The sequence below is a fragment of the cf. Phormidesmis sp. LEGE 11477 genome, assembly GCF_015207105.1.
Taxonomy (GTDB): domain Bacteria; phylum Cyanobacteriota; class Cyanobacteriia; order Phormidesmidales; family Phormidesmidaceae; genus Phormidesmis.
The window spans coordinates 100617-122071 of record NZ_JADEXO010000003.1 but is presented as its reverse complement, the minus strand read 5'-3'; the positions used below and the strand labels follow the sequence as shown (position 1 = coordinate 122071).

18 protein-coding genes and 1 CRISPR repeat array are annotated in these 21455 nt (G+C 49.9%); of the genes, 11 read left to right on the top strand and 7 right to left on the bottom strand.

Features of this window, described 5'->3' with window-relative positions:
* Positions 1-64: 64 nt before the first annotated feature.
* Positions 65-358, bottom strand: coding sequence for a hypothetical protein (locus IQ256_RS01940; RefSeq protein ID WP_193853728.1), 294 nt, complete (start codon positions 356-358; stop codon positions 65-67).
* A 542-nt stretch (positions 359-900) separates the two neighbouring features.
* A CRISPR array of direct repeats spans positions 901-2674; the repeat unit is 37 nt; unit sequence GTCGAAACGACTCTAAAGCCCTCTTAGGGATTGAAAC.
* Between the two features lie 136 nt (positions 2675-2810).
* Here IQ256_RS01940 and cas6 point away from each other — a divergent pair.
* Together cas6 and IQ256_RS01930 are read left to right on the top strand one after the other, a co-directional pair.
* Complete coding sequence (gene cas6 / locus IQ256_RS01935) at positions 2811-3998, top strand: CRISPR-associated endoribonuclease Cas6 (protein ID WP_193853726.1); 1188 nt, start codon at positions 2811-2813, stop codon at positions 3996-3998.
* 136 nt (positions 3999-4134) lie between these two features.
* Complete coding sequence (locus tag IQ256_RS01930; protein WP_193853725.1) at positions 4135-5613, top strand: catalase; 1479 nt, start codon at positions 4135-4137, stop codon at positions 5611-5613.
* An 86-nt stretch (positions 5614-5699) separates the two neighbouring features.
* Here the strand turns inward: IQ256_RS01930 and yaaA are convergent, their stop codons facing one another.
* Positions 5700-6458 carry a peroxide stress protein YaaA gene (gene yaaA, locus IQ256_RS01925; protein WP_228024480.1) on the bottom strand — a complete coding sequence of 253 codons (759 nt, stop codon included), beginning with the start codon at positions 6456-6458 and terminating at the stop codon, positions 5700-5702.
* A gap of 97 nt (positions 6459-6555) precedes the next feature.
* Between yaaA and IQ256_RS01920 the strand changes: the two genes are divergently transcribed.
* The 4 genes from IQ256_RS01920 (at position 6556) to IQ256_RS01905 (ending at position 8969) form a co-directional block, all read left to right on the top strand.
* Positions 6556-7278: a tetratricopeptide repeat protein gene (locus IQ256_RS01920; protein ID WP_228024479.1), complete on the top strand. Its 723-nt coding sequence runs from the start codon at positions 6556-6558 to the stop codon at positions 7276-7278.
* Between the two features lie 155 nt (positions 7279-7433).
* Complete coding sequence (gene upp, locus IQ256_RS01915) at positions 7434-8084, top strand: uracil phosphoribosyltransferase (RefSeq protein WP_193853721.1); 651 nt, start codon at positions 7434-7436, stop codon at positions 8082-8084.
* Between the two features lie 26 nt (positions 8085-8110).
* On the top strand, positions 8111-8443 hold the full coding sequence (locus IQ256_RS01910) for a gas vesicle protein (protein WP_193853719.1): 333 nt from the start codon (positions 8111-8113) through the stop codon (positions 8441-8443).
* 220 nt (positions 8444-8663) lie between these two features.
* Positions 8664-8969: a YggT family protein gene (locus IQ256_RS01905; protein WP_193853717.1), complete on the top strand. Its 306-nt coding sequence runs from the start codon at positions 8664-8666 to the stop codon at positions 8967-8969.
* A gap of 176 nt (positions 8970-9145) precedes the next feature.
* Here IQ256_RS01905 and IQ256_RS01900 read toward each other — a convergent pair whose 3' ends face one another.
* The 5 genes from IQ256_RS01900 to efp all read right to left on the bottom strand — a co-directional run bounded on the left by IQ256_RS01900 (position 9146) and on the right by efp (position 14934).
* Entirely contained in the window at positions 9146-10096 is a 951-nt protein-coding gene (locus IQ256_RS01900) for a threonine/serine dehydratase (protein ID WP_193853714.1), read from the bottom strand.
* A gap of 117 nt (positions 10097-10213) precedes the next feature.
* The gene (locus IQ256_RS01895; protein WP_193853712.1) at positions 10214-12772 is read right to left on the bottom strand and encodes a glycogen/starch/alpha-glucan phosphorylase; all 2559 of its coding nucleotides are present in this window, start codon (positions 12770-12772) and stop codon (positions 10214-10216) included.
* A gap of 251 nt (positions 12773-13023) precedes the next feature.
* On the bottom strand, positions 13024-13425 hold the full coding sequence (locus IQ256_RS01890; RefSeq protein WP_193853710.1) for a hypothetical protein: 402 nt from the start codon (positions 13423-13425) through the stop codon (positions 13024-13026).
* A gap of 335 nt (positions 13426-13760) precedes the next feature.
* Entirely contained in the window at positions 13761-14249 is a 489-nt protein-coding gene (accB, locus tag IQ256_RS01885) for an acetyl-CoA carboxylase biotin carboxyl carrier protein (protein ID WP_370623326.1), read from the bottom strand.
* Between the two features lie 124 nt (positions 14250-14373).
* Positions 14374-14934 carry an elongation factor P gene (gene efp / locus IQ256_RS01880; protein ID WP_193853708.1) on the bottom strand — a complete coding sequence of 187 codons (561 nt, stop codon included), beginning with the start codon at positions 14932-14934 and terminating at the stop codon, positions 14374-14376.
* 318 nt (positions 14935-15252) lie between these two features.
* On the opposite strand from efp, the gene IQ256_RS01875 reads away from it, so the two are divergent.
* From IQ256_RS01875 to IQ256_RS01855, 5 genes are all read left to right on the top strand, one after another.
* Positions 15253-16380 (top strand): peptidylprolyl isomerase, encoded by a 1128-nt coding sequence (locus IQ256_RS01875; RefSeq protein ID WP_228024478.1) that lies wholly within the window; start codon positions 15253-15255, stop codon positions 16378-16380.
* Positions 16381-16416: 36 nt separating this feature from the next.
* On the top strand, positions 16417-17472 hold the full coding sequence (gene thiL / locus IQ256_RS01870) for a thiamine-phosphate kinase (RefSeq protein ID WP_193853755.1): 1056 nt from the start codon (positions 16417-16419) through the stop codon (positions 17470-17472).
* Positions 17473-17543: 71 nt separating this feature from the next.
* The gene (gene rpmF, locus IQ256_RS01865) at positions 17544-17720 is read left to right on the top strand and encodes a 50S ribosomal protein L32 (protein ID WP_193853706.1); all 177 of its coding nucleotides are present in this window, start codon (positions 17544-17546) and stop codon (positions 17718-17720) included.
* Positions 17721-17848: 128 nt separating this feature from the next.
* Positions 17849-18118, top strand: coding sequence for a nitrate/nitrite transporter NrtS (gene nrtS, locus IQ256_RS01860; protein ID WP_228024476.1), 270 nt, complete (start codon positions 17849-17851; stop codon positions 18116-18118).
* Between the two features lie 167 nt (positions 18119-18285).
* The gene (locus tag IQ256_RS01855; RefSeq protein ID WP_193853704.1) at positions 18286-21294 is read left to right on the top strand and encodes an AAA family ATPase; all 3009 of its coding nucleotides are present in this window, start codon (positions 18286-18288) and stop codon (positions 21292-21294) included.
* Positions 21295-21455: the final 161 nt, after the last annotated feature.

Here is a 21455-nt window from a genome sequence, read left to right as displayed (position 1 = left end):
CAACAGTTCTCTTTCCAACATTCCAGTTTCCTCAGCTTCCCAGCATTGTTAACAGGCCATTACGCTACACAATTCTGATCCGCCTGGTCAAGATTGCCATCATCTCGTTCGGTTTGCCCGTAGAGATAGGCTGACTCCAGTCATTCGGTTCGGCATATTGAATCTGGTGTAATAGGTGAATAGTCGCCTGAATGACGGGCAACGGGCCAAACAGTAGATGGCGCACCACCTCGTAGCCGCCGCTGTCTTGACTAGGATTGTTGTTGGGTGTGTTCGGTGGAACTGAAGCAGAGCTGGTAACAGAAGTTGCAGCAGAATCTGTGGACGCGGTAGCACCCTGAGCGGAAGAAATAAACATGAGATCTGGTCTCCAGTTGTGTGTTTGTTTGGAGGAAACCAGAACCCAACGCAACTTAGCCACCCCGAAGTCGATGTAGTGCAAATCGGGGTAGCTAAGGTACAGTTGACCCAGCACTCCGGGATTGCCATGTAATCCTTGAGGGTTAGCAGTCAGTAGGTGCTCGAACACCTGCTGGCTGTGCTAAGTAGAATTGAGTTCTGAAAGCACTGTGATAGGCATCACAGCTATAGTTATTGAAGATAAGCTGATTCTTGGCTGGCGTCAAGCGCAGGCGAAGAAAAGTGATGAACTGCGCGAGCGGTAGGGTGTAGAACTGTGCTTTGGCTAGAATCGGCCTCGAACGTATACCTGGCAGGGGTTACAGAGAACGAGTTGAAAAAAGAGGTTCGCGCGATCGCTGAAACGCTTACCATAGTTGGATTTGACAGTTTCTTATTTCAACCATGTTTACAATCGTCGTCCATGTATTACTATATTTTTATTGCTTCGCGCAAACGTACCTTGAAAACTAGCAACCGTAAGTCTTCCAGCGGCCAGCCGTCGAAACGACTCTAAAGCCCTCTTAGGGATTGAAACTCGAAAAGCGAGCGCCGCCGATTGCTATGTTTATCGTCGAAACGACTCTAAAGCCCTCTTAGGGATTGAAACACCCGCTGATGAACTCACGGGCTATATCCAGATGCGTCGAAACGACTCTAAAGCCCTCTTAGGGATTGAAACGATTAGTAAGATGTTTTGGGTAGTGCAATCAAGTCGAAACGACTCTAAAGCCCTCTTAGGGATTGAAACACCTTTGAAGGTCGCCAGCTCGACACGCCTTTGAGTCGAAACGACTCTAAAGCCCTCTTAGGGATTGAAACTTAGAAAAGTTAGAGCAGATGGAGCAAAAGTAAAGGTCGAAACGACTCTAAAGCCCTCTTAGGGATTGAAACCCCTTAGGCACTGTAGATCCTCCTCAGCTTTGCAACGTCGAAACGACTCTAAAGCCCTCTTAGGGATTGAAACTGGCAGCAAAAATTCAGACCACTAAACAAAGAGGAGGTCGAAACGACTCTAAAGCCCTCTTAGGGATTGAAACAAAAAGAGGTTGATATCATCGACGCACTCGCTCTTAGGTCGAAACGACTCTAAAGCCCTCTTAGGGATTGAAACAATGATTGTCACGGGGCGAATGATTGAAGCAGAAGGAGGTCGAAACGACTCTAAAGCCCTCTTAGGGATTGAAACGGCTCACTGCCGCCGATCGATCCAGCGATTACTAGTCGAAACGACTCTAAAGCCCTCTTAGGGATTGAAACTTATCATTTTTCTCCCAAATATTCGCAAAGTGAACCGTAGCGTCGAAACGACTCTAAAGCCCTCTTAGGGATTGAAACACTCCCTGGATTACTCTGGCGATCGCACCTTTGTAGTCGAAACGACTCTAAAGCCCTCTTAGGGATTGAAACGTATTCCTGCACCTCGCCGACTTTTAGCGATCCGTGTCGAAACGACTCTAAAACCCTCTTAGGGATTGAAACGTATAGCCCAGCAGCGCGATCGCATCCTTAGGCTCGTCGAAACGACTCTAAAACCCTCTTAGGGATTGAAACTAGAGATGCGGGCCTCACTTGGCTTAACTGCTGCGGTCGAAACGACTCTAAAACCCTCTTAGGGATTGAAACCTCTTCTGGTCGAACAACAATCACCTGATACGGCTGTCGAAACGACTCTAAAACCCTCTTAGGGATTGAAACATTAATTGAATCGGGGAGGGCTTTGACAGGTTCTGTCGAAACGACTCTAAAACCCTCTTAGGGATTGAAACGTGTGATCAACGCATCCCGCACTACAGAACCTAGGTCGAAACGACTCTAAAACCCTCTTAGGGATTGAAACTCTTCGATTCCTCAGAGCCACACTTCACCAACAATGTCGAAACGACTCTAAAACCCTCTTAGGGATTGAAACGCGCCTGCCTTGAGCGTATTCGGCATGGCCTTTGGTGGTCGAAACGACTCTAAAACCCTCTTAGGGATTGAAACGAGGCATCTAGCTATACTCCGATAATGTCTATCATGGTCGAAACGACTCTAAAACCCTCTTAGGGATTGAAACCGATCAGCTAGCTGCTGTACCCATCCGTCTTGGAAGTCGAAACGACTCTAAAACCCTCTTAGGGATTGAAACATTTCTCGCAGATAGTCTGGCCATTTGATCAGCTCGTCGAAACGACTCTAAAACCCTCTTAGGGATTGAAACGCCGAATATTGCCCTTGTATTACGTTCATCTCTTTGTCGAAACGACTCTAAAACCCTCTTAGGGATTAAACTAACTATTCTAAAAGTGCCGTCTCAAACTTCGGGCGGTAGCTCTTTAAACCACAGTCGATCGCAGCTTCCATCCCCCAAAGAAGACGAATCCGTATCAATATAAAGGGAGTTAACCTCTTCAGCGGAGAAGAGCACTATGACAATCGCACAGACAAAGAAAGCGAAATCTCAAGCAAAAGTGCCGAAAGCCAAATCTCAAAAGCTTGCCAACGCGCAAGGCAAACCGCTCAATCTTTCAGCGCGATCGCTATGGCCAAAAACCTCCGAGCTAGTCAGCCTAGAATTCTCTTTGCAACCGCATAGCGACTGTGAACTCTACGCCCAATACACCATTGGTCTACACGCCTGGTTTCTCCAACAGATTCAATCATTCGATCCTGACCTATCTGCCTACCTGCACAATGGACAATCCGAAAAGGCGTTTAGCATCTCCGGGCTCAACGGTCAGTTTGTCGGCCACCGACAGACGCTGAAGTTACAGGCTAGCCAAACCTACACCTGGCGAGTTAACGCCCTTTCAAAACAGGTCGCCCAAGGACTATCCATCTGGCTACGCCAGCAGCCGGACACGGTCGAGCTCAACAATGCACCCTTGGCGATCGCATCGATCCATCTGGCCCAAGATCCAACCACCTACACCAAACTACTCAACGCCGCCAAAGCAGACTCTGGCAGCGTCAGCCTCAGCTTTGTTAGCCCCACTAGCTTTCGTCGCAAAGGTCAGCACCTACCGCTGCCGCTGCCTACCAACGTTTTTCATAGCTACCTGCGCCGCTGGAACCATTTCGCTCGCAAAGCAGTAGACCAAGACAGTTTCTTAGACTGGATAGACAACAAGGTAATCATCCAGCAGCATCAGCTATCTTCTATCAAAGTGGTTGCTGGCAAACAAGGCTCCGTGACCGGATTTACCGGCGCAATCACTTACAAACTAGACCGCTCGGCAGCCGATAATCCAGACTTTCAAACTTTGTTCTACGCTTTGGTTAGGCTAGCGCCTTTTTGTGGAACCGGGCACAAAACTACATTTGGATTAGGAGAAACTCATCTAGGCTGGCAAGCAGATCAACAATCTGCCCCCGTGCCGACACTGCAACAGATCTTGGCTGAACGCATCGAAGCGCTCACAGAATTATTTCTATCGCAGCGTAAACGCCAGGGCGGAAACCGAGCTAAGGACACCGCGCAAAAGTGGGCAACGATATTGGCCAGAAGAGAACAGGGAGATCGGTTAGACGCGATCGCCCAAGATATGAATATTCCTTACGAAACTGTCAAGACCTACTCGAAGCTGGCTAGAAAAGCAGCAGCAAAAAAGGAATAAGGTTCAATCTTTTTATATCAATCTTTCTATAGAGGTTAACTCATAGCCAGCATTCTATGGTTGCGATCACGCCCTTAGTAGTTAAAAAATACTAGCGCTAACAAATCGAGAGGATTGACTCAATCCAGGAGTTTTCATGGCCAACAACAATGGCACTTTGACCAATGCAGCAGGCATTCCAATTGCCAGCAACGAAGTCTCTAAAACAGCAGGAAAGTATGGCCCGCTGCTGATGGAAGACTATACGCTGCTAGAGAAAATGGCCCACTTTAACCGAGAGCGCGTTCCCGAGCGGGTAGTGCATGCAGTGGGCGCTGGCGCGTATGGCACCTTTACCGTCACAGACGATATTACGCATCTTACAAAGGCCAAATTGTTTTCTGAAGTTGGCCAAGAAACTGAAGTATTTGCCCGGTTTTCAACCGTAGCCAAATCGAAAGGCGGATCTGATATCTACCGCGATATTCGAGGATTCTCGGTCAAATTCTATACCGAAGATGGCAACTGGGATATGGTGGGCAACGACACACCCATCTTTTTCATGCGCGATCCGATGAAGTTTATGGACTTCATTCGCTCGCAAAAAGAGCATCCCGAAAGCAACTGGCGTCAAGATGAGATGTGGTGGGACTTTTGGTCGCAGGTGCCTGAAAGCTTGCATCAGGTGATGTGGCTGATGGGCGATCGCGGCGCACCGATGGGCTGGCGACACCTAAATGGCTATGGCAGCCACACCTTTAGCTTCATTAACGCCCAAGAAGAGAGAATCTGGGTCAAATTCCACTTCAAGACCGACCAGGGAATCAAAAACTTTACCGAAGAGCAGTGGCAAAAGCTGCAAGGCATTGAGCCGCGCTGGGCAACCAAAGATCTGTTCAACGCGATCGACGAAGGCAACTATCCTTCATGGACAATGTACATCCAGACCATGACAGAAGAACAGGCCAAAAACTTCCAGTGGAATCCATTTGATCTCACCAAGATATGGCCCCATGCAGACTATCCGCTGCAAAAAGTAGGCCGCTTCGAGCTGAACCGCAATCCTGAAAACTTCTTTGCTGAAGTCGAGCAAGCTGCATTCTCGCCAGGCAATATGGTACCTGGCATCTCGTGGTCACCCGATCGGATGCTGCAGGCACGCATTATGTCCTATGCCGACGCGCACCGCTATCGGCTAGGCGTAAACTACGACACTATCCCAGTCAACAAGCCACACGCGACCGAAGCGAACACGCCCTACCGCGATGGATCTATGAGAGTAGACGGCAACTACGGCAACCGCCGGAACTATCACCCAACCGAATACAAATACCCAACTGCCGATCAAAAAGCTGCCCCACCTGCCTATGGCGTAGAGGGCATGGCGGATCGACAAGAGCTAGACGAAAAAGATTACGCTGACCAGGCCAAGATGTTTTATCAGATACTAAATGATGGCGAGAAAGATCGTTTAGTGCATAACATCAGCGGCAGCCTCGGCAAGTGTAGAGACTCTATCAAGCAGCGGCAGCTTGGCTTATTCCGCGAAGTCGATGAGCACTTCGCCGAGCGAGTGAAAACAGCGATGAGCGAAGTAGAGCCGCTAAAGCCTGAGCCAAAACCCGCTTCTGTCTAAGGTGCTAAGCGGAGTCGAAGTCACAGCCGGGGTTCGACTCCGCTCACCCCTCGGTACATATGCTCACGCCTCGGTACGATATAGCCCTACTCTCTGCAAAAGATCCAATGATCTGCTGTTGATAGCGCCTTATTGAAGCTATAGCCATCGCTGTCAAACCCTTTCATCAGCTCTGGATTATCGATGCGATTGCGAATCACAAAGTCTACCATTAGCCCTCTAGCTCGCTTGGCATAGATAGCAACAATCTTGTAGGTGTCTGCTTTTTTCTCTTTGAAGTCAATGTCGAGAATTCTCGCTTCAATAGTCTCTGATTTGATCGACTTGAAGTATTCGTTCGAGGCTAGATTTACTAGACAAGGCTGCGGCTCTTTTGCTAGATCAGTGTTGAGTAGATCGGAGATTTTGTGGTTCCAAAACTCGTAAAGATTTTTGCCTTTCTCTGTTTTCAGCTTAGTGCCCATCTCTAGACGGTAGGGCTGCATCAGATCGAGCGGACGCAGAACGCCGTAGAGCCCTGATAAAATACTTAGAGAGTCTTGAGCAAAAGATAAATCGTCTTCGTCATAGTCTTCTACATGAATGCCTTTGTAGACATCCCCTTTGAAAACCAGCAGTGCCTGTTTAGCATTCTGTGGGGTAAAAGGCGTTTGAAAATCTTGGTAGCGCTGATAGTTGAGCTTGGCTAGTTTGTCGCTGATCGTCATTAGCTCTGAAAGCTGCGCTTGGCTATAGCCGCGTAGTTCTGCAATTAACGCCTCGCTCTGATCTAAAAAGGCAGGCTGAGTAAAGTCGGGATAGTCAACTCCGGTATAGTCCAAAGTTTTGGCAGGGGAAATAACCATCAACATCGATACCGACTCCTTTGATCCTCTTTAGGTCTAGCGTTTAGCTCTAGCGATAGATTACACCGCGATACAATAGACAGCGGTAGCTATTTTGATGATATTCATGACCGTGGAGCCAGGGCAAATCCCTCAGCCTGATACTTCGATTAATGATCGTGCCCGCCCAAACGAAAATGCAGGCGACAGCAGAGAAAACGATCACGGAGAAAGCGGCAAGAGCCGCCTAACTACGCCAGAAGCCACACCAGATACCGCGTCAGCAGCCAAGCCGGACACGGCTCGTTCTGCGCTCGACCGACTGAACAATGCCGAAAAAAAGGCGCAGGCAAATGCAGAAATGGCCAGTGGTCAGCTTTTGTTTGAAAGGGGCCGATACAAGCAGGCGATCGCGCACTTTCAAACCGCTTTATCGCTCTCTAACCCAGTCGGCAGCCGGGGCGGTGAAATCCAGCTATGGCTAGTCAACGCCTATATCGCCAGCGGCAGAGAAGCCGAAGGACTAGCGCTCTGTCGCAAGCTAATCGTCCACCCTGATCTAGACACCAAGCAGCAGAGCAAACGCATCCTCTACATCCTAGAAGCACCTGAGCTAGAGCTAAAACCAGAATGGATCACCAAAATTCCAGATCTAGCGAGCATGGACGACGACAGCCAAATCCGCTATGCCCAAAGACCCAAAAAGCCTCGCCGCCGCAAGCCCAAGCCCGAACCCGAACCAATCGACCTAAGCCAGGTAAACACCGCCGATAACCAATTTGTCTGGATTGCCCTGATTGGCATTGCCCTGACTCTAGGTGGCCTATTCTGGCTCAGCTAGCCGTTTTTATGGCCGTTTTTATGGCCGTTTTTGTGGCCGTTTTGATGTTGGATATTACCTCATGTTCCATTATTCACTTCATCATTCATCGTTCATCACTCATACTTCTCTCCCCAGCAGTATGATGAGTGGGATCACTCTTTCCCATCTACTTCATGGCTCCGAAACTGCGTATTCACGTTCCGCCCCATCCACTGATCAAGCATTGGCTGGGCGTTGTCCGTAGCGCGACCACGCCATCTGGTGTCTTTCGCAGTGCCATGACAGAACTAGGACGCTGGCTAGCCTACGAAGCCGTACGCGACTGGCTACCGACTGTGGATATGACCGTAGAAACGCCGCTAACGACTTGCCCGGCGACCTTTGTCGATCCAGAGGTGCCCGTTGTCGTCATCCCGATTTTGCGAGCAGGACTAGCACTGGTTGAAGGCATTCAGAGCACGGTGCCCAACAGCCGGACATACCACATCGGCTTAGCTAGAGATGAGGAAACGCTAGAACCCTTTTGGTATCTCAACAAGCTGCCAGAAAGGTTTGAGCCCAATACCCGAATCATGATCAGTGAGCCCATGATGGCGACGGGCGGTACGATGATGGCAACACTGGCTGAACTCACCCAGCGCGGTGTAGATCCGGCGCTAGTGAGGATTGTTTCAGTCGTGACCGCTCCGCCTGCCTTGCAAAAGATTGCCGATTCGTATCCAGCCGTGGGAATTTACGCGGCCATGATTGATGAAGGATTAGATGAGAATGGATTTATTGTGCCAGGGTTAGGAGATGCGGGCGATCGCACCTTCGATACCTAGTGTTGCCCTAGATATAAAGGAGAGTCATGAGTCGAAATAACTTTGCAGGTGGATTTGTCGCTGGCGCTTTTGTCGGTGGAATTATTGGTGGCATCGTCGGCGTACTTGCTAGCAACCGCCTACGCACGGACGAAACTGATACCTTCGCTCAGATGTCAGAAGACGATCGTCGCCGATTTGAAGGCGCTAGCGCCGAAGAGAAAATGGAAATTGCCAGACGCGGCCTAGAAGACAAAATCTCTCAGCTAAATATGGCGATTGAAGATGCCCGTTTGCAAATGGGAAAAGTCAGCAGCGATACCCCCAACGGTCAGACCTCAGACCGATTTAGAACCAGTCCGCAAGACCAGTCGATCTGAGCGCTAAAGACTTCAATTCCTGTAGTGAATTCTGTAGTGAATAAGAGGCTATCCCACGATCGGGAGCCGATCGGTTAAAATACAAGTCATTATTTAGAACTTACGCTTCTAATAGACGCTAAGACTAGACGCTCAGACATTCAAACGCTCAGACATTCAAACGCTTAGACATCCAAACGACGAAACTACCCACACACTTCAACGCTTATCCTGTAGATCTATGCCTGCACAAATCATTGCTCCTATTGTCCAAGGAGTGTCTACATTCCTTAGCATCTACCTAGTACTAATATTCATCCGTATCTTGCTGAGCTGGTTTCCTAATATCGACTGGTCCAACTCTGTGTTTGCCACGCTCTCGCAGCTCACAGATCCCTATCTGAACATATTCCGTGGCATCATTCCACCGATTGGCGGCCTAGATCTTTCTGCTATCATCGCTATCTTTGCGCTGCAGATTGTCTCTGGCCTGGTATCTAGCGCTGGCAATCAGATCGTCGCGATGGCTTACTACTCCGCCTATTAGTCAGAGCCTATTAGTCAGAGCCTATTAGTCAGAGCCTGTTAGTCAGAGCCTGTTAGTCAGAGCCTGTTAGTCAGAGCCTGTTAGTCAGAGATAGATCAGTCCTAACCCTACTCGCTAATTAGCTTTACTAGCCCGACCAGAAAAGTCTCTGGTTGGGCTTTGTCGTGGGGTTGTCGTTAGCCTCCAGTAGCTTCCACAAAATCTGACAGCTTTGTATTTCCCCCACAGATCAAAACCCCAATTCTCTCTCCAGGCTGCGGCACATATTGCTTCGAGATCAAAGCGGCAATCGGCACTACGCCCGCCGGCTCTGCTACAATTCGCAGCTCATCCCACAGCAGCAGCTGCGCCTTGATGATCGAAGCTTCGTCAACCAGCACACATTTATTGACATAGCGTTGAGCAATCGGGAACATCATCTCGCCGACTTGTCTAGCACCTAGCGCATCTGCGGCAATGCCGCCCACCTCTACAGTCGTGCGATCGCCCACCCTCATAGAATCATGCAAAGTTGGGGCGCTCTCAGGCTCTACGCTCACCACCTGGCACCGATCCTGATACCAGGCGGCGATGCCCGCAATCAAGCCACCACCCCCGACCGATATCAAAACAGTATCGAGCGCGGGAGACTGCTTTTCAAACTCTAAACCAACCGTTCCCTGTCCGGCAATCACCTCCCACTGATTGAAGGCATGGACGACTAAAGCATGCGTTTGCGTAGCTCGACTATTACTTTCCTCTAAAGCTTCAAAGTAGTCGCGGCCACCGACAGAGAGCGTCGCACCATAGCTTTTGATTCGTTCGATCTTGGTTGCAGAAGAAACGGTTGGCACAAAGATTTCAGCCGAATAGCCCAGCCGCTTGGCTGCGTAGGCGACCGCCGCGCCGTGGTTGCCACCAGAAGCTGCAATCACGCCCGCTGGTGGCACAGTATTGTTCAAAATCCTGTTGAAAGCGCCTCTCGATTTAAAAGATCCTGCGTGCTGAAACAGCTCTAGCTTTAGCACCAGACCAGCGTCTATGCCAAAGCCACCCTCTTTTAGCTGAATCACTGGCGTTTCTCGAATGTATGGAGAAATAGTGCTATAGGCGTCTTCGATCAGCGGTTTGAAATCTTCTGGCTTCATTTTTATATCCAATTCAAAAGCCTTCGATTAAAAAACCGAAGGCTCTTTTTACTATCACTGGAGGTTAGCTTTTATTGAAGGTGAAGCTTCTAACCAGAGCAGCTTCACTCACCGAGACTACACCGGCAGGCGAGTGCTCTTATCGGACATCATCGACAGGGTTTTGCTGTACTCCTGTAGCTCTACCGGCACAGGCTCGATGTTCCAAATCTGATCGCAATATTCTTGAATAGACCGATCAGACGAGAACTTACCCATACGAGCAGCATTCAAAATCGACATGCGAACCCAGCTATCTTGATCTTTATAAGCAGCGCTGACTTGCTGCTGGCAGTCGATATAGGCTTGATAGTCAGCCAAGACCATGAACCTATCCTGATTTAGCAAATTATCGATCAGTGGTTTGAACATTTCTGTATCACCACTAGAGAATATGCCAGAGCCGATCAGATCGAGTACGGTGCGTAGCCCTTCGTTTTCCTCATAGTACTGACGTGGGTTATAACCTTTGGCCTTTAGCTCAGCAACTTCATGCGCCTGCATACCAAACAAGAAGAAGTTGTCATCACCTACTTCCTCACGAATTTCAACGTTGGCCCCGTCTAGGGTACCGATAGTGAGCGCACCGTTCATGGCAAATTTCATATTGCCTGTGCCTGAGGCTTCAAAGCCTGCGGTCGAAATCTGTTCTGAGAGATCAGAGGCAGGATAAATCGGCTGCGCGTTGGTAACGTTGTAGTTTGGATAGAAGATAACTTTGATCTGATCGCGGATATCCGGATCGCGGTTGACGACGCGGCCTACCGAGGTAATCAACTTGATGATTAGCTTGGCCATGAAGTAGCCCGGCGCTGCCTTACCCGCAAAGATAAAGGTGCGCGGGGTGATGTTCATCTCTGGATTGTTCTTGAGCTGGTGATAGAGCGAGATGATATGCAGGGCGTTGAGCTGCTGACGCTTGTACTCATGAATGCGCTTGATTTGCACGTCAAACATAGAGGTCGGGCTGACTTTGACGCCAGTGGCTCGCTCGATGCGAACAGCCAAGGCTTCTTTGTTAGCCTGCTTGATCTGTCGCCATTCGGTACGGAATCCCGGATCGTCAGCAAATGCCTCTAGCTTTTTAAGCTGGAAAAGATCGGTGGGCCACTCTTTGCCAATTCGCTGATTGATCAATCGAGTGAGCTTAGGATTGCTCAGCACCATCCAGCGGCGGGGCGTAACGCCGTTGGTCTTATTAATAAATTTCTCAGGGAAGAGCTGATAGAAATCATTGAGCACAGTTTGCTTGAGCAGCTCTGTGTGTAGGGCCGCCACGCCGTTGATCGCATGACTGCCGACGCAGGCGAGGTTAGCCATACGAACATAGCGACCGCTGCTTTCGTCGATCAAAGACATGCGGGCAATGCGCTCATTGTCTTGGCCAAACTTGAGTCGCACATCTTCTAAGAAGTGGCGGTTGATCTCGAAGATGATTTCTAGATGGCGAGGCAGCAAGTTACCAAATAGACCAATCGGCCAGCGCTCTAGCGCTTCTGGCAAGAGCGTATGGTTGGTGTAGGCCAGAGATTTCTGAGTGATTTCCCAGGCTTTGTCCCATTCAAATTCATGCACGTCAATCAGCAGACGCATCAGCTCGGCAACGGCGATCGCAGGGTGCGTATCGTTCATTTGCAGCGTGTATTTTTCTGGGAACTGCTCTAGCGGAATGCCATCGCGCAGCATGATGCGAATCATGTCTTGCAAGGAGCAAGAGACAAAGAAGTACTGCTGCTCTAGACGAAGCTGTTTGCCTTCTAGGTGCTCGTCGTTGGGATAGAGCACTTTAGAGATATTCTCAGAGACCACCTTGGAGTTAACCGCGCCGGAGTAGTCACCGTGGTTGAACGCCTCAAAGTCAAAGGCGTCAGGCGATTCGGCCTTCCAAAGGCGCAGCGTCGTCGCAGTGTTGACCTTGTAGCCGAGGATAGCGGTATCGTAAGGAACGCCCTTGACAGTGCGATCGCTCACCCACTCCACCCGGTAGCTGCCCTTATTGTCGGTATAGGCGCGGGTATAGCCGCCTAGCTTGACCTCTTGGGCCCACAAAGGCCGAACAATCTCCCAAGGATTGCCATTAGCGAGCCACTTGTCCGTGCGCTCGACCTGCCAGCCGTCTTGCAGCTCTTGCTTGAAAATACCGAACTCATAGCGGATGCCATAGCCCAAAGAAGGGATCTGTAGGGTTGCCATCGAATCGAGATAGCAGGCCGCTAATCGACCCAAGCCACCGTTGCCCAGACCAGGCTCTTGCTCTTGCGCCATGATTTCTGGCAGGCTCAAACCCAAGTCGGCCATCGCTTCATCGACGACATCGTAAAGCTCTAGGTTGATCAGGTTATTCCCCAGATAAGGGCCCATCAAAAACTCAGCCGATAGATAAACTGCCGTGCGCGATTGCCCGGCCCGGTAGGTACTCGCTGAACTCAGCCAGTGGTGCAGCATGCGATCGCGCACCGTATAGGCCAACGCCATATAGTAGTCCTGCATAGAGGCAATCTCTGGCGATTTCCCCTGCACATAAAACAAGTTGTCTAAAAACGCTCGTTTTATGGTTTCTGAGGTTAAGCCCGTGCGGTCATCTTCGACTCGAACATCAGGGCATGCCGGTGGTGTGTTGATCTCTTTGGATTGCATAATTCACTAGATAAATAGACGTGAGGGCAATAGAAAGCTGAGGCAATTTCTCAATTCACTCAAGGTTATATGGACATGCGCTCGCTCAGGTTCAACCTACATAAAGTCATAAGATGCAGAGATAAACGGTAAAGCTAACTACTAAAACTACGTAGTCCGTGCGTAGCCGATCGCCATAAAAGTCGCCCAGCAGCGTTTGTTCCGACTACTGAGCGACTTTAATCATGTTGGCCATGTACGTAATGCAGAATCTAACGAGGTTTATCCGCAGGTCCATCGTCTTTTTGAGATTGCTCTAGTAGGCGTTCAAAGCGCTCTTTGCTCCAGCGATCGGTGGCATAAGAAATGGCGCTGATCTCCTCTAGACGAATTAGCCAGACAGTGCGTTGATAGGGTTCGTCAGGCAGCTCTTCGTCTTCAAAGCCTTCGGCCACATCAACATCGACGACTTCGACGTATTCGACATCTAAATAAATAGGAATGCCCACTAGCCGGGTTCCTGGCATGCGAAACCAAACTTCGCTCCCGGCGTGAAGGGCTTCTTCTAATCGGTGGTACAGTCGGCTCGAAGAAGTTGAAGAAGCGGCGGTGGCAGATCGCGTGCTGGTGGACTGCTCTTGACGGGCGGTGTTCTTCATCATGCCTTCTGTCATAATCTTCCTCCTAAAATACGCTAATTATCTGTGTCCTGCTCCATTGGGCATACTGTCTGGATCTCGTCACTTCTGCTATTTTTAGGACACGAGATGTTCATTTCGTCAGTTCGGTTGAGAATTCCGGCTTGAGCGGTACTTTCGGCCTAACATACCTCGCTTACAAGGACTAGTCTCCTGAACTAAAAAGGGAGATCTAACTGTAGAGAATCGTACATCTACGGCTGACAATCCTCATCCTAGACTTCCCTTTACAGGCAAAGGGGTGACATATCACTACAACATAGCAAATCCCTACTCAATTGATCGTCTCGGTTTGATAGGGCTTGATAGCGCTATTTGACCGGCTTCACTCGCATCAGCGGCTGACCAAATTCGATCGGCTCGGCGTTTTCGACTAAGACAGCAACAACTTCGCCAGACACTTCGGCCTCTAGCTCGTTCATCAGCTTCATCGCTTCGATAATGCAAACGGTCTGACCCGACTGAATGCGATCGCCCACTTCTACAAAGGCAGGCTCATCTGGCGCTGGCGAGCGATAGAAAGTGCCTACCATCGGCGCGGTGATTTCGACCAGAGAAGGATCGATCGTCGGAGTGGACTGAGCAACGGGCTCTGTAGGGGTGCTGACAACCGCCGCTGGCGCTGCAATTGGCGCACTTGGCACAGTAGGGACAGCATGAGCCGCGCTAAGAACAACATCTGGTTGCAGCGCCGAAGGCTTGCGAAGCGTCAGTTCAAATTCAGTGTTCTTTAGGGTTAGCTCAGCGATGTCAGTCTGGTCTATAGCCGCTACCAACTCGCGGAGTTCTTTAAAATTCACCTGTAAAATCCCATATCAAAAAAGTATTCACGGCTAGAGCCCATCTGCATAGCCCATCTGCATAGTTAATGCATAGTTAGCGTCGAGCTGCATAGCCTAAGTTTCATAGCTTGAGCTTCATAGTCTAAGTCTCGCGACCTAGATAAGTATCATTGCGGGTGTCGATTTTAATTCTTTCACCCTGAGAAATAAACAAAGGCACCATTACCTGAGCGCCCGTCTCAACCGTTGCAGGCTTAGTGCCTCCTGTGGCCGTGTCACCCTTGACACCTGGATCAGTCTGAACGATCTCTAGCGTGACTGAGTTGGGCAGCTCTACTTCCAAAACCCTGTCATCCCAAGTTAAAACGGTCACTTCCATTTCTTCTTTGAGATACTTTACTGAATCGCCAATTTGATCGGCGTTCAGGCGACTTTCTTCATAGGTTTCCATATCCATAAAGACATACTGATCGCCGTCTCTGTAGGTATATTGCTTGTTTCTCTTTTCAAGCACTGCTTGAGGCACCATCTCGCCAGCTCTAAATGTGCGCTCTAGCGTGTTGCCCGTCTGCGCGTTTTTTAGCTTAGTACGCACAAAAGCAGAACCCTTACCAGGTTTTACATGCAAAAACTCAACGACGCGCCACACGGAGCCATCAATTTCGATACTGGTACCGGTGCGAAAATCATTGCTAGAGATCATGGTGATAGCTAAAAAGTGCTAAGGCAATCGGCAATCATTGTACAGCCCGGCGGTAAGTTGCCCGCCAATTATGCTCTATAAATTAACAGGCTAAATCGGCTAGCAAAGGCTAATTGGCAGTGGCCCTTTCACGCTCAACTAACGCTTCAACTCCTCATCAGCGACTAGTCAACTACCCATCATCTAGCAACTGCCTGTCTAGCTGACTGGGCGAAATTGCTAATAAGGGTTACATCATCCGCCTATGACTCAGCTTCTAGGGTACAGACTATGGCAAGATCAAACCTGAACGCCTAGAAGCCCTCTTACGATCAAGCCATGAATTTGCGAAAGCTCAAAAGTCTGATCAAAGCCGCCTGTTTTAGCCTGCTGCTATCGGCGATGTGTCTACTTACATCCGTGATGCCGGCTCAGGCAAGCGCACTCAACCCTACCTTGTCTCCTATTTTTGCCGGGCTGCCACCGGGCAACGCAATCACAGACGGTGCGGCTTTATTGCGCTACGCCTTGCCTGTTGACAACAAAGAGATTCGCTCGATTCAAGGTAATTTAGAAGAGATTTCTGAATGGCTACGCAGCAAGCGCTGGGGCCCAATGAAGAAAGATGTGAAGAAAGTAGAGAGAGTGTTAAACAAAAAGAGAGAGGCCATCCTAGCGAGCGTGCCAGAAGAGCGTCAGGCGCAGGCCAGTGAGATTCTCGATAGCTTAGCCGGTGGATTAGAGCCAATTCGTGAGGCAATTGAGGCTGAAGATAAAGAAGCTGTTTGGACCGAGCGTAAACAGTTGCTCGATCAAGTCGGTGAGCTAGAAGAGCTGATGGTAGACGGCTTTCCGTTTGAAGTGCCAGAAGAATACGACAATCTACCGCAGCTAAAAGGCAGATCAACTATTAAATTCACGACAACTAAGGGCGATGTTACCGTAGTGGCAGATGGCTACAGCGCTCCGGTGACGGCTGGTAACTTTGTCGATCTGGTGAACAAAGGATTCTACGACGACATGCCGTTTATCCGTGCTGAAGACTTCTATGTGCTGCAAACAGGCGATCCAGAAGGCCCGGAGGCGGGTTATATCGACCCGAAGACGGGTGAGTATCGGGCGATCCCAATGGAGATTCTAGTCAAGGGAGACGACGAGCCGATCTACGGTTTTACGCTAGAAGAAATCGGTCAATATATGGACGAGCCTGTTCTGCCGTTTAATTCCTACGGCAGCTTGGCACTCGCTAGACCTAGCGATGACAATAATGGCGGCTCTTCGCAGTTTTTCTTCTTCTTGTTTGAGGCAGAGTTAACGCCTGCGGGCCGCAACATGCTCGACGGACGCTATGCGGTCTTTGGCTATACGATCGACGGCAAAGAGGTGTTGCGATCGCTCAGCCAAGAAGACAAAATCATCTCAGCTAAAGTAATTGACGGCCTAGAGAACCTAGAACAGCCAGGCTAAAAACAGTTGACAGACACAGATAGAGATCGAGCACCTGTGGATGGCTTTGATGATGGCATTAGAAGGATTGCAGACATTGGTGAATTAGCGCTAATTGAGCGGTTAAAGCCCTATTGCCAGACTGATGCCATCGGCGACGATGCCGCGATTCTAGAGACTAGGCCAAATCATAGGCTGGTCGCTACGACCGATGTGTTGGTTGAAGGCGTTCACTTCAGTGATCGCACCATGCCGCCTTATTCAGTAGGATGGCGCGCGGTGGCAGTCAATCTCTCTGATCTAGCGGCGATGGGCGCAGTCCCTTTGGCGGTGACAGTGGGATTGGGGCTGCCCGGTGATACACCACTACGCTGGGTAGAAGAACTCTATCAGGGGATGTCGGACTGCCTGGGCAAATATGGCGGCGCGATCGTGGGCGGCGATCTCTGCCGCGCTAGCAACCAGACGGTATCGGTGACGGCACTAGGAGAAGTTCAGCCAACGCAAATAATCTGCCGAAATACGGCGACACCGGGCATGAGCGTTGTTGTAACAGGCGCACACGGCGCTTCTAGAGCTGGGCTGGCCGTGCTGTTGGATGAGCTGACAGACATCAAAGGTAAAGTGAATGCAGCCGACGCAGACAGCTGGGTCTTAGCGCACCAAAAACCAGTGCCTCGATTTGATGCGATCGCCGCGCTGCGTCAGCTTATTCAAGATCAACTTGATAAAGGTCAAACGACACAGCCAGCAGCAGATGTCTATTCGACCATTGCAGGTATGGACAGCAGCGACGGCTTGGCGAATGCGCTATTGCAGTTGAGCAGCAGCAGCAGCGTCGGCATGGATATTGTGCGATCGCAAATTCCCCTACCTCCTGGGCTCAATAACACCGTCGGCCCTGACACCGCTTTCGACTGGGCGCTCTATGGCGGCGAAGACTTTGAGCTAGTGCTATGCATGCCGCCGCCGCTAGCAGAAGCATTCACCCAAACTCCATTCGGCACTACTATTGGCACGACAACACACACCGGCATCGTCACCCTCTACCCCACATCAGACACTCAAAAAGAGGGAATGTTGCTTACTCATAAAGGCTTTCAGCACTTCTAATTCAACCTTTGAACTGAATGCGAAAATGCACTACACTAGCAGAGTTGTTCAGTTCTAAAATATTTACGCTCATGGCGGTTCCAAAGAAGAAAACGTCCAAATCAAAGCGGAACAGTCGCAGAGCTACCTGGAATCGCAAAGCAGCTATCCAAGCCCAGCGAGCGCTTTCTCTAGGTAAGTCTGTATTAACCGATCGCTCGAATAGCTTCGAATATCCTTCTGACGATGACGAAGATGACGATGAGTAAGCCACAGACTGCTTTACTGGCCTAGTAGCGGTACTTATCTAGCAAGTACTGATACAAATATCGAAAGCGATACAATTTGATACAATTCTTAAAAGGCGGAGTCTTAGGCTCTGTCTTTTTTGTTAGCGATGCATATCAATTTCCTAGAAGACATGGTCAGGCCGAAGAAAACTGTCAAACGTATTCAGCTCACGCTAGCTCAGCAGCGATGCCGCACTGTGGCTATCCGAGTGGCGCTATTCGTCGGGACAGTGCTATTCACTATCAATCATGGCCAGGCGGTACTGCAAGACGAAATGAGCCCCAGCCGCTGGTTTGCAGCACTATTGACCTACTGCGTGCCGTTCATGGTCAGCATCCACGGCCAAAGTAGCCAGCAGCCCAGCCGACTGTCTTGATCTAGCCGCAGCCTCGCTCATAAGCTAGCCGGATCGATCGCGATCGCACTTATTTAAATACTCGATCAAACAAGTGCAGATGTACGACAGATCGTTTGTATTGGTATGATAGGAACCTTGTTCTGTGCGATCGCACTTCGTGGTTCTAACACCATGGTTCCAAGACGATGGTTCCAAAACGGCTAAGGCTGCAAAACTTTTTGAGCTACCAGGAGGTAGTGCTAGATTTTTCTGGGCTGCACGTGGCCTGTGTATGCGGGCCGAATGGGGCTGGAAAATCTTCTTTGCTAGAGGCAATCGCCTGGTGCATTTGGGGTCAGAGCCGAGTCAGCGCCGAAGACGATATCATCCGTCAGGGCAGCCTAGAAGCTCAAGTCAGCTTTTACTTTGAGCAAGGCGGACAGAGCTATCGGATTATTCGCACTCGCCGTCGTCAGCAAAACAGCAGCCTAGAATTTCAAATAGAGACCGCCACCGGCTTTAGGAGCCTGACTCAAAAAGGCGTACGCACCACTCAGCAATACATTTCTCAGCAGCTCAAAATTGACTACGAGACCTTTGTCAACGCCGCCTATCTGCGCCAGGGCCGAGCTGATGAGTTTATGCTGAAGCGCCCGGCTGAAAGAAAGCAGGTATTAGCCGATCTGTTAGGTTTAGATCATTACGATCGGCTCGCCGAACAGGCAAAAGCGCAGGCAAAAGACTATAAGGCACAGATTCAACCAATAGCGCTTTTTTTGGCTCAGCTATCGGCCCAGCTAGACACTCGCCTTGCAACTAGGCAAGACTACGAGCGGCTACAGGCCGAGGCTGAAGCAGCCAAAGTGGAGCAAAAGCAACAGAAGTGCAGGCTAAACAAGCTGGTAAAGCAGCAAGAGAAGAAGCGGCACCATCGGCAACAGATAGCGCTGTTAGAACAAGAACAGCGCTATCAACAGAGTATCTTAGGTAGGACGAGCAGCTCTTTAGAACAGGCCCGCGCTCAGCTATCTAATATTGAGCAGGTGCTGAAAAATGCGACTGAGACTCGACAGCAGTACACACATCTAGAAGCGCTACGCCAGCAAGAAGAAGAACAGTCCGAGCAGTTTCAGCGCTATCAACGCATTCAGTCCGAGCGGTTGCGCTATCAGCAGCAGCATAACCAGCAGCAACAAACACGGCAAATTCGATTAGCTCAGCTAGAGGCTCAGCTACACGAACTGACCCAGCAGGAAAAGTCACTCGGAAAGACGCTAGAGAAAAAAGCCGACATATCGCATCGGCTAGAAACACTGAAAGCTGCCAAAAAGCAGCTCAGGCAGTTTGATGCTACCCAGGCAAGAAGCGCGCCGCTGCGGCAGCGATGCCAACAGCTTCAAGGTCAGATTGCCCAGGCCAAAACACGTTTGGCAACTCGCATAGAAGAATTGGATAGCCGCCAAGCGCAAATTGTGACCCAGCAAGCACGGGCCCCTCAATTAGCAGAAAGCGCGACAGAAATTTCTCATCGACTAGCGTATTTAGAACAGAGAAAAGCCTATCAGGAGGCGGTTAGGGAAAAAGGAGTAGAGCGACGCAGCTTTATGGCTAGGCTGCGCGAGAGTCAGCGTAACTGCGAGGTAGAGCTAAACAAGTTTGATCAGATGCTAGCACTGCTAGAAGATCCAGATACAGCTCACTGTCCACTGTGCGCTCAAACATTAAATGGTGGAACCTGGCAAAAGCTGCGCGATCGCCTCCAAGAGCAAAGGGAAGATGTTCAAAATCAGATCTGGGCTACTCGTGAACAGCTAGCCGTTTCAGAAAGTGAGATTCAGGTACTGCGCCAGGAATATCGCGTATTAGAAGCAGAACTAGCTAGCTATTCTTCTTTCTTAGAAGAAAAGGGGCAGCTAAAGGAGAAACTTGCTTCTGTCGACACTTGGCAGGGCCAGCTAGAAGCGATGGGCACAGAGCGGCTGCAGCTAGAGCGGTGTCTACAAGAAAACGACTATGCGGCAGAAGTTCAGGGCGAACTTCAACAAATTGAGAAGCAGCTAGCTGAGATTAGCTACGACGATCGCGATCACGCCTTGGTGCGATCGCAGGTCGAAAGGCTTCGCTGGAGTGAACTCAAGTACAGTGAGATCAAGCAGGCCGAGCGGCGGTTAAGGCAAATTCAATCGCAGCGATCGCAGCTAGAAACCGAGAGTCAGTCCATCCAAGCTGCCGTAAAAGCAGCACGCCATCATCCAAATGCGAAAGCGCTAGCAGAACTAGACCATCAGCTAACGGTAACCCGCTATAGCCTAACTGAACACAACCAGATCAGAGACAAACTGAAGCAGTCCAAGCAGTGGGAAAAGCACTATCAGCAGCTACAGCAGGCACAGACTCAGCAGAGTGAAGTGGCTAGCAAAGTTAGCCAGTTGAGCGCGGACTACAAAGCTCAAAGCGCAGAGCTAGAGAAAATTACAAAGAAAGTGACTGCTTTTACTCAGCAGCTCTCTAGGCTGCCAGATGTCACCTCCGATATTGAGGCGCTGCAACTGTGGTTAGATCGCTACCGCGAAAGCCGCGATCGGCAGCTTTCTACGCTAGGCCGTCTGCAGCAGCAGCTTTCTCAGCTAGACATTGTTCAAGTTCAACACCAGGAACAACAGAAGAAACTAGCCGATCTTCAGCACAGTTACCTGGTCTATAAATCACTATCAGACGCCTTTGGTCGTAACGGCATTCAGGCGCTGATGATTGAAAATCTGCTGCCTCAGCTAGAAGCAACCACAAATCAAATCTTAGGCAGATTGAGTCACTATCAGCTACACGTTAGGTTTGTGACACAGCGAACCGGGCGAAACAAAAAGAAACTGATTGACACGCTAGATATTCTAATCGCCGATGCCAAAGGAACGCGGCCCTACGAAACTTACTCGGGTGGCGAGGCGTTTAGAGTGAATTTTGCGATTCGACTGGCGATCGCCAGATTACTGGCACTGCGATCGGGTACAGCCTTGCAGATGCTGATTGTCGATGAAGGCTTTGGTACCCAAGATAGCGCCGGATGCGAGCGGCTGATTGCAGCGATAGAGGCGATCGCACCCGACTTTGCCTGTATTCTCACCATCACCCACATGCCCCACTTTCGCGAAGCCTTTCAGACCCGCATAGACGTATACAAAGACAACGACGGCTCTCACATTCTAATTTCAGAATAGCCTTGGATACTGTTCGTAAACTCCTTGAGTCCATCTGAACTTCTCGACATTCATACCTTTTGGAACAGAAGGGAAATATGTCTCATTCCATGTCTCAGAAAGGTCTTCTCAGAACGTTTAAGACTTGGTGAGACATCTGTTATTAATTTTATTTATGCACA

What these genes read in the sequence shown, in the direction of transcription:
- IQ256_RS01940 (WP_193853728.1), bottom strand. Translation starts at nt 358, where the DNA reads ATGTTTATTTCTTCCGCTCAGGGTGCTACCGCGTCCACAGATTCTGCT.
- cas6 (WP_193853726.1), top strand. Translation starts at nt 2,811, where the DNA reads ATGACAATCGCACAGACAAAGAAAGCGAAATCTCAAGCAAAAGTGCCG.
- IQ256_RS01930 (WP_193853725.1), top strand. Translation starts at nt 4,135, where the DNA reads ATGGCCAACAACAATGGCACTTTGACCAATGCAGCAGGCATTCCAATT.
- yaaA (WP_228024480.1), bottom strand. Translation starts at nt 6,458, where the DNA reads ATGGTTATTTCCCCTGCCAAAACTTTGGACTATACCGGAGTTGACTAT.
- IQ256_RS01920 (WP_228024479.1), top strand. Translation starts at nt 6,556, where the DNA reads ATGATATTCATGACCGTGGAGCCAGGGCAAATCCCTCAGCCTGATACT.
- upp (WP_193853721.1), top strand. Translation starts at nt 7,434, where the DNA reads ATGGCTCCGAAACTGCGTATTCACGTTCCGCCCCATCCACTGATCAAG.
- IQ256_RS01910 (WP_193853719.1), top strand. Translation starts at nt 8,111, where the DNA reads ATGAGTCGAAATAACTTTGCAGGTGGATTTGTCGCTGGCGCTTTTGTC.
- IQ256_RS01905 (WP_193853717.1), top strand. Translation starts at nt 8,664, where the DNA reads ATGCCTGCACAAATCATTGCTCCTATTGTCCAAGGAGTGTCTACATTC.
- IQ256_RS01900 (WP_193853714.1), bottom strand. Translation starts at nt 10,096, where the DNA reads ATGAAGCCAGAAGATTTCAAACCGCTGATCGAAGACGCCTATAGCACT.
- IQ256_RS01895 (WP_193853712.1), bottom strand. Translation starts at nt 12,772, where the DNA reads ATGCAATCCAAAGAGATCAACACACCACCGGCATGCCCTGATGTTCGA.
- IQ256_RS01890 (WP_193853710.1), bottom strand. Translation starts at nt 13,425, where the DNA reads ATGACAGAAGGCATGATGAAGAACACCGCCCGTCAAGAGCAGTCCACC.
- efp (WP_193853708.1), bottom strand. Translation starts at nt 14,934, where the DNA reads ATGATCTCTAGCAATGATTTTCGCACCGGTACCAGTATCGAAATTGAT.
- IQ256_RS01875 (WP_228024478.1), top strand. Translation starts at nt 15,253, where the DNA reads ATGAATTTGCGAAAGCTCAAAAGTCTGATCAAAGCCGCCTGTTTTAGC.
- rpmF (WP_193853706.1), top strand. Translation starts at nt 17,544, where the DNA reads ATGGCGGTTCCAAAGAAGAAAACGTCCAAATCAAAGCGGAACAGTCGC.
- nrtS (WP_228024476.1), top strand. Translation starts at nt 17,849, where the DNA reads ATGCATATCAATTTCCTAGAAGACATGGTCAGGCCGAAGAAAACTGTC.
- IQ256_RS01855 (WP_193853704.1), top strand. Translation starts at nt 18,286, where the DNA reads ATGGTTCCAAAACGGCTAAGGCTGCAAAACTTTTTGAGCTACCAGGAG.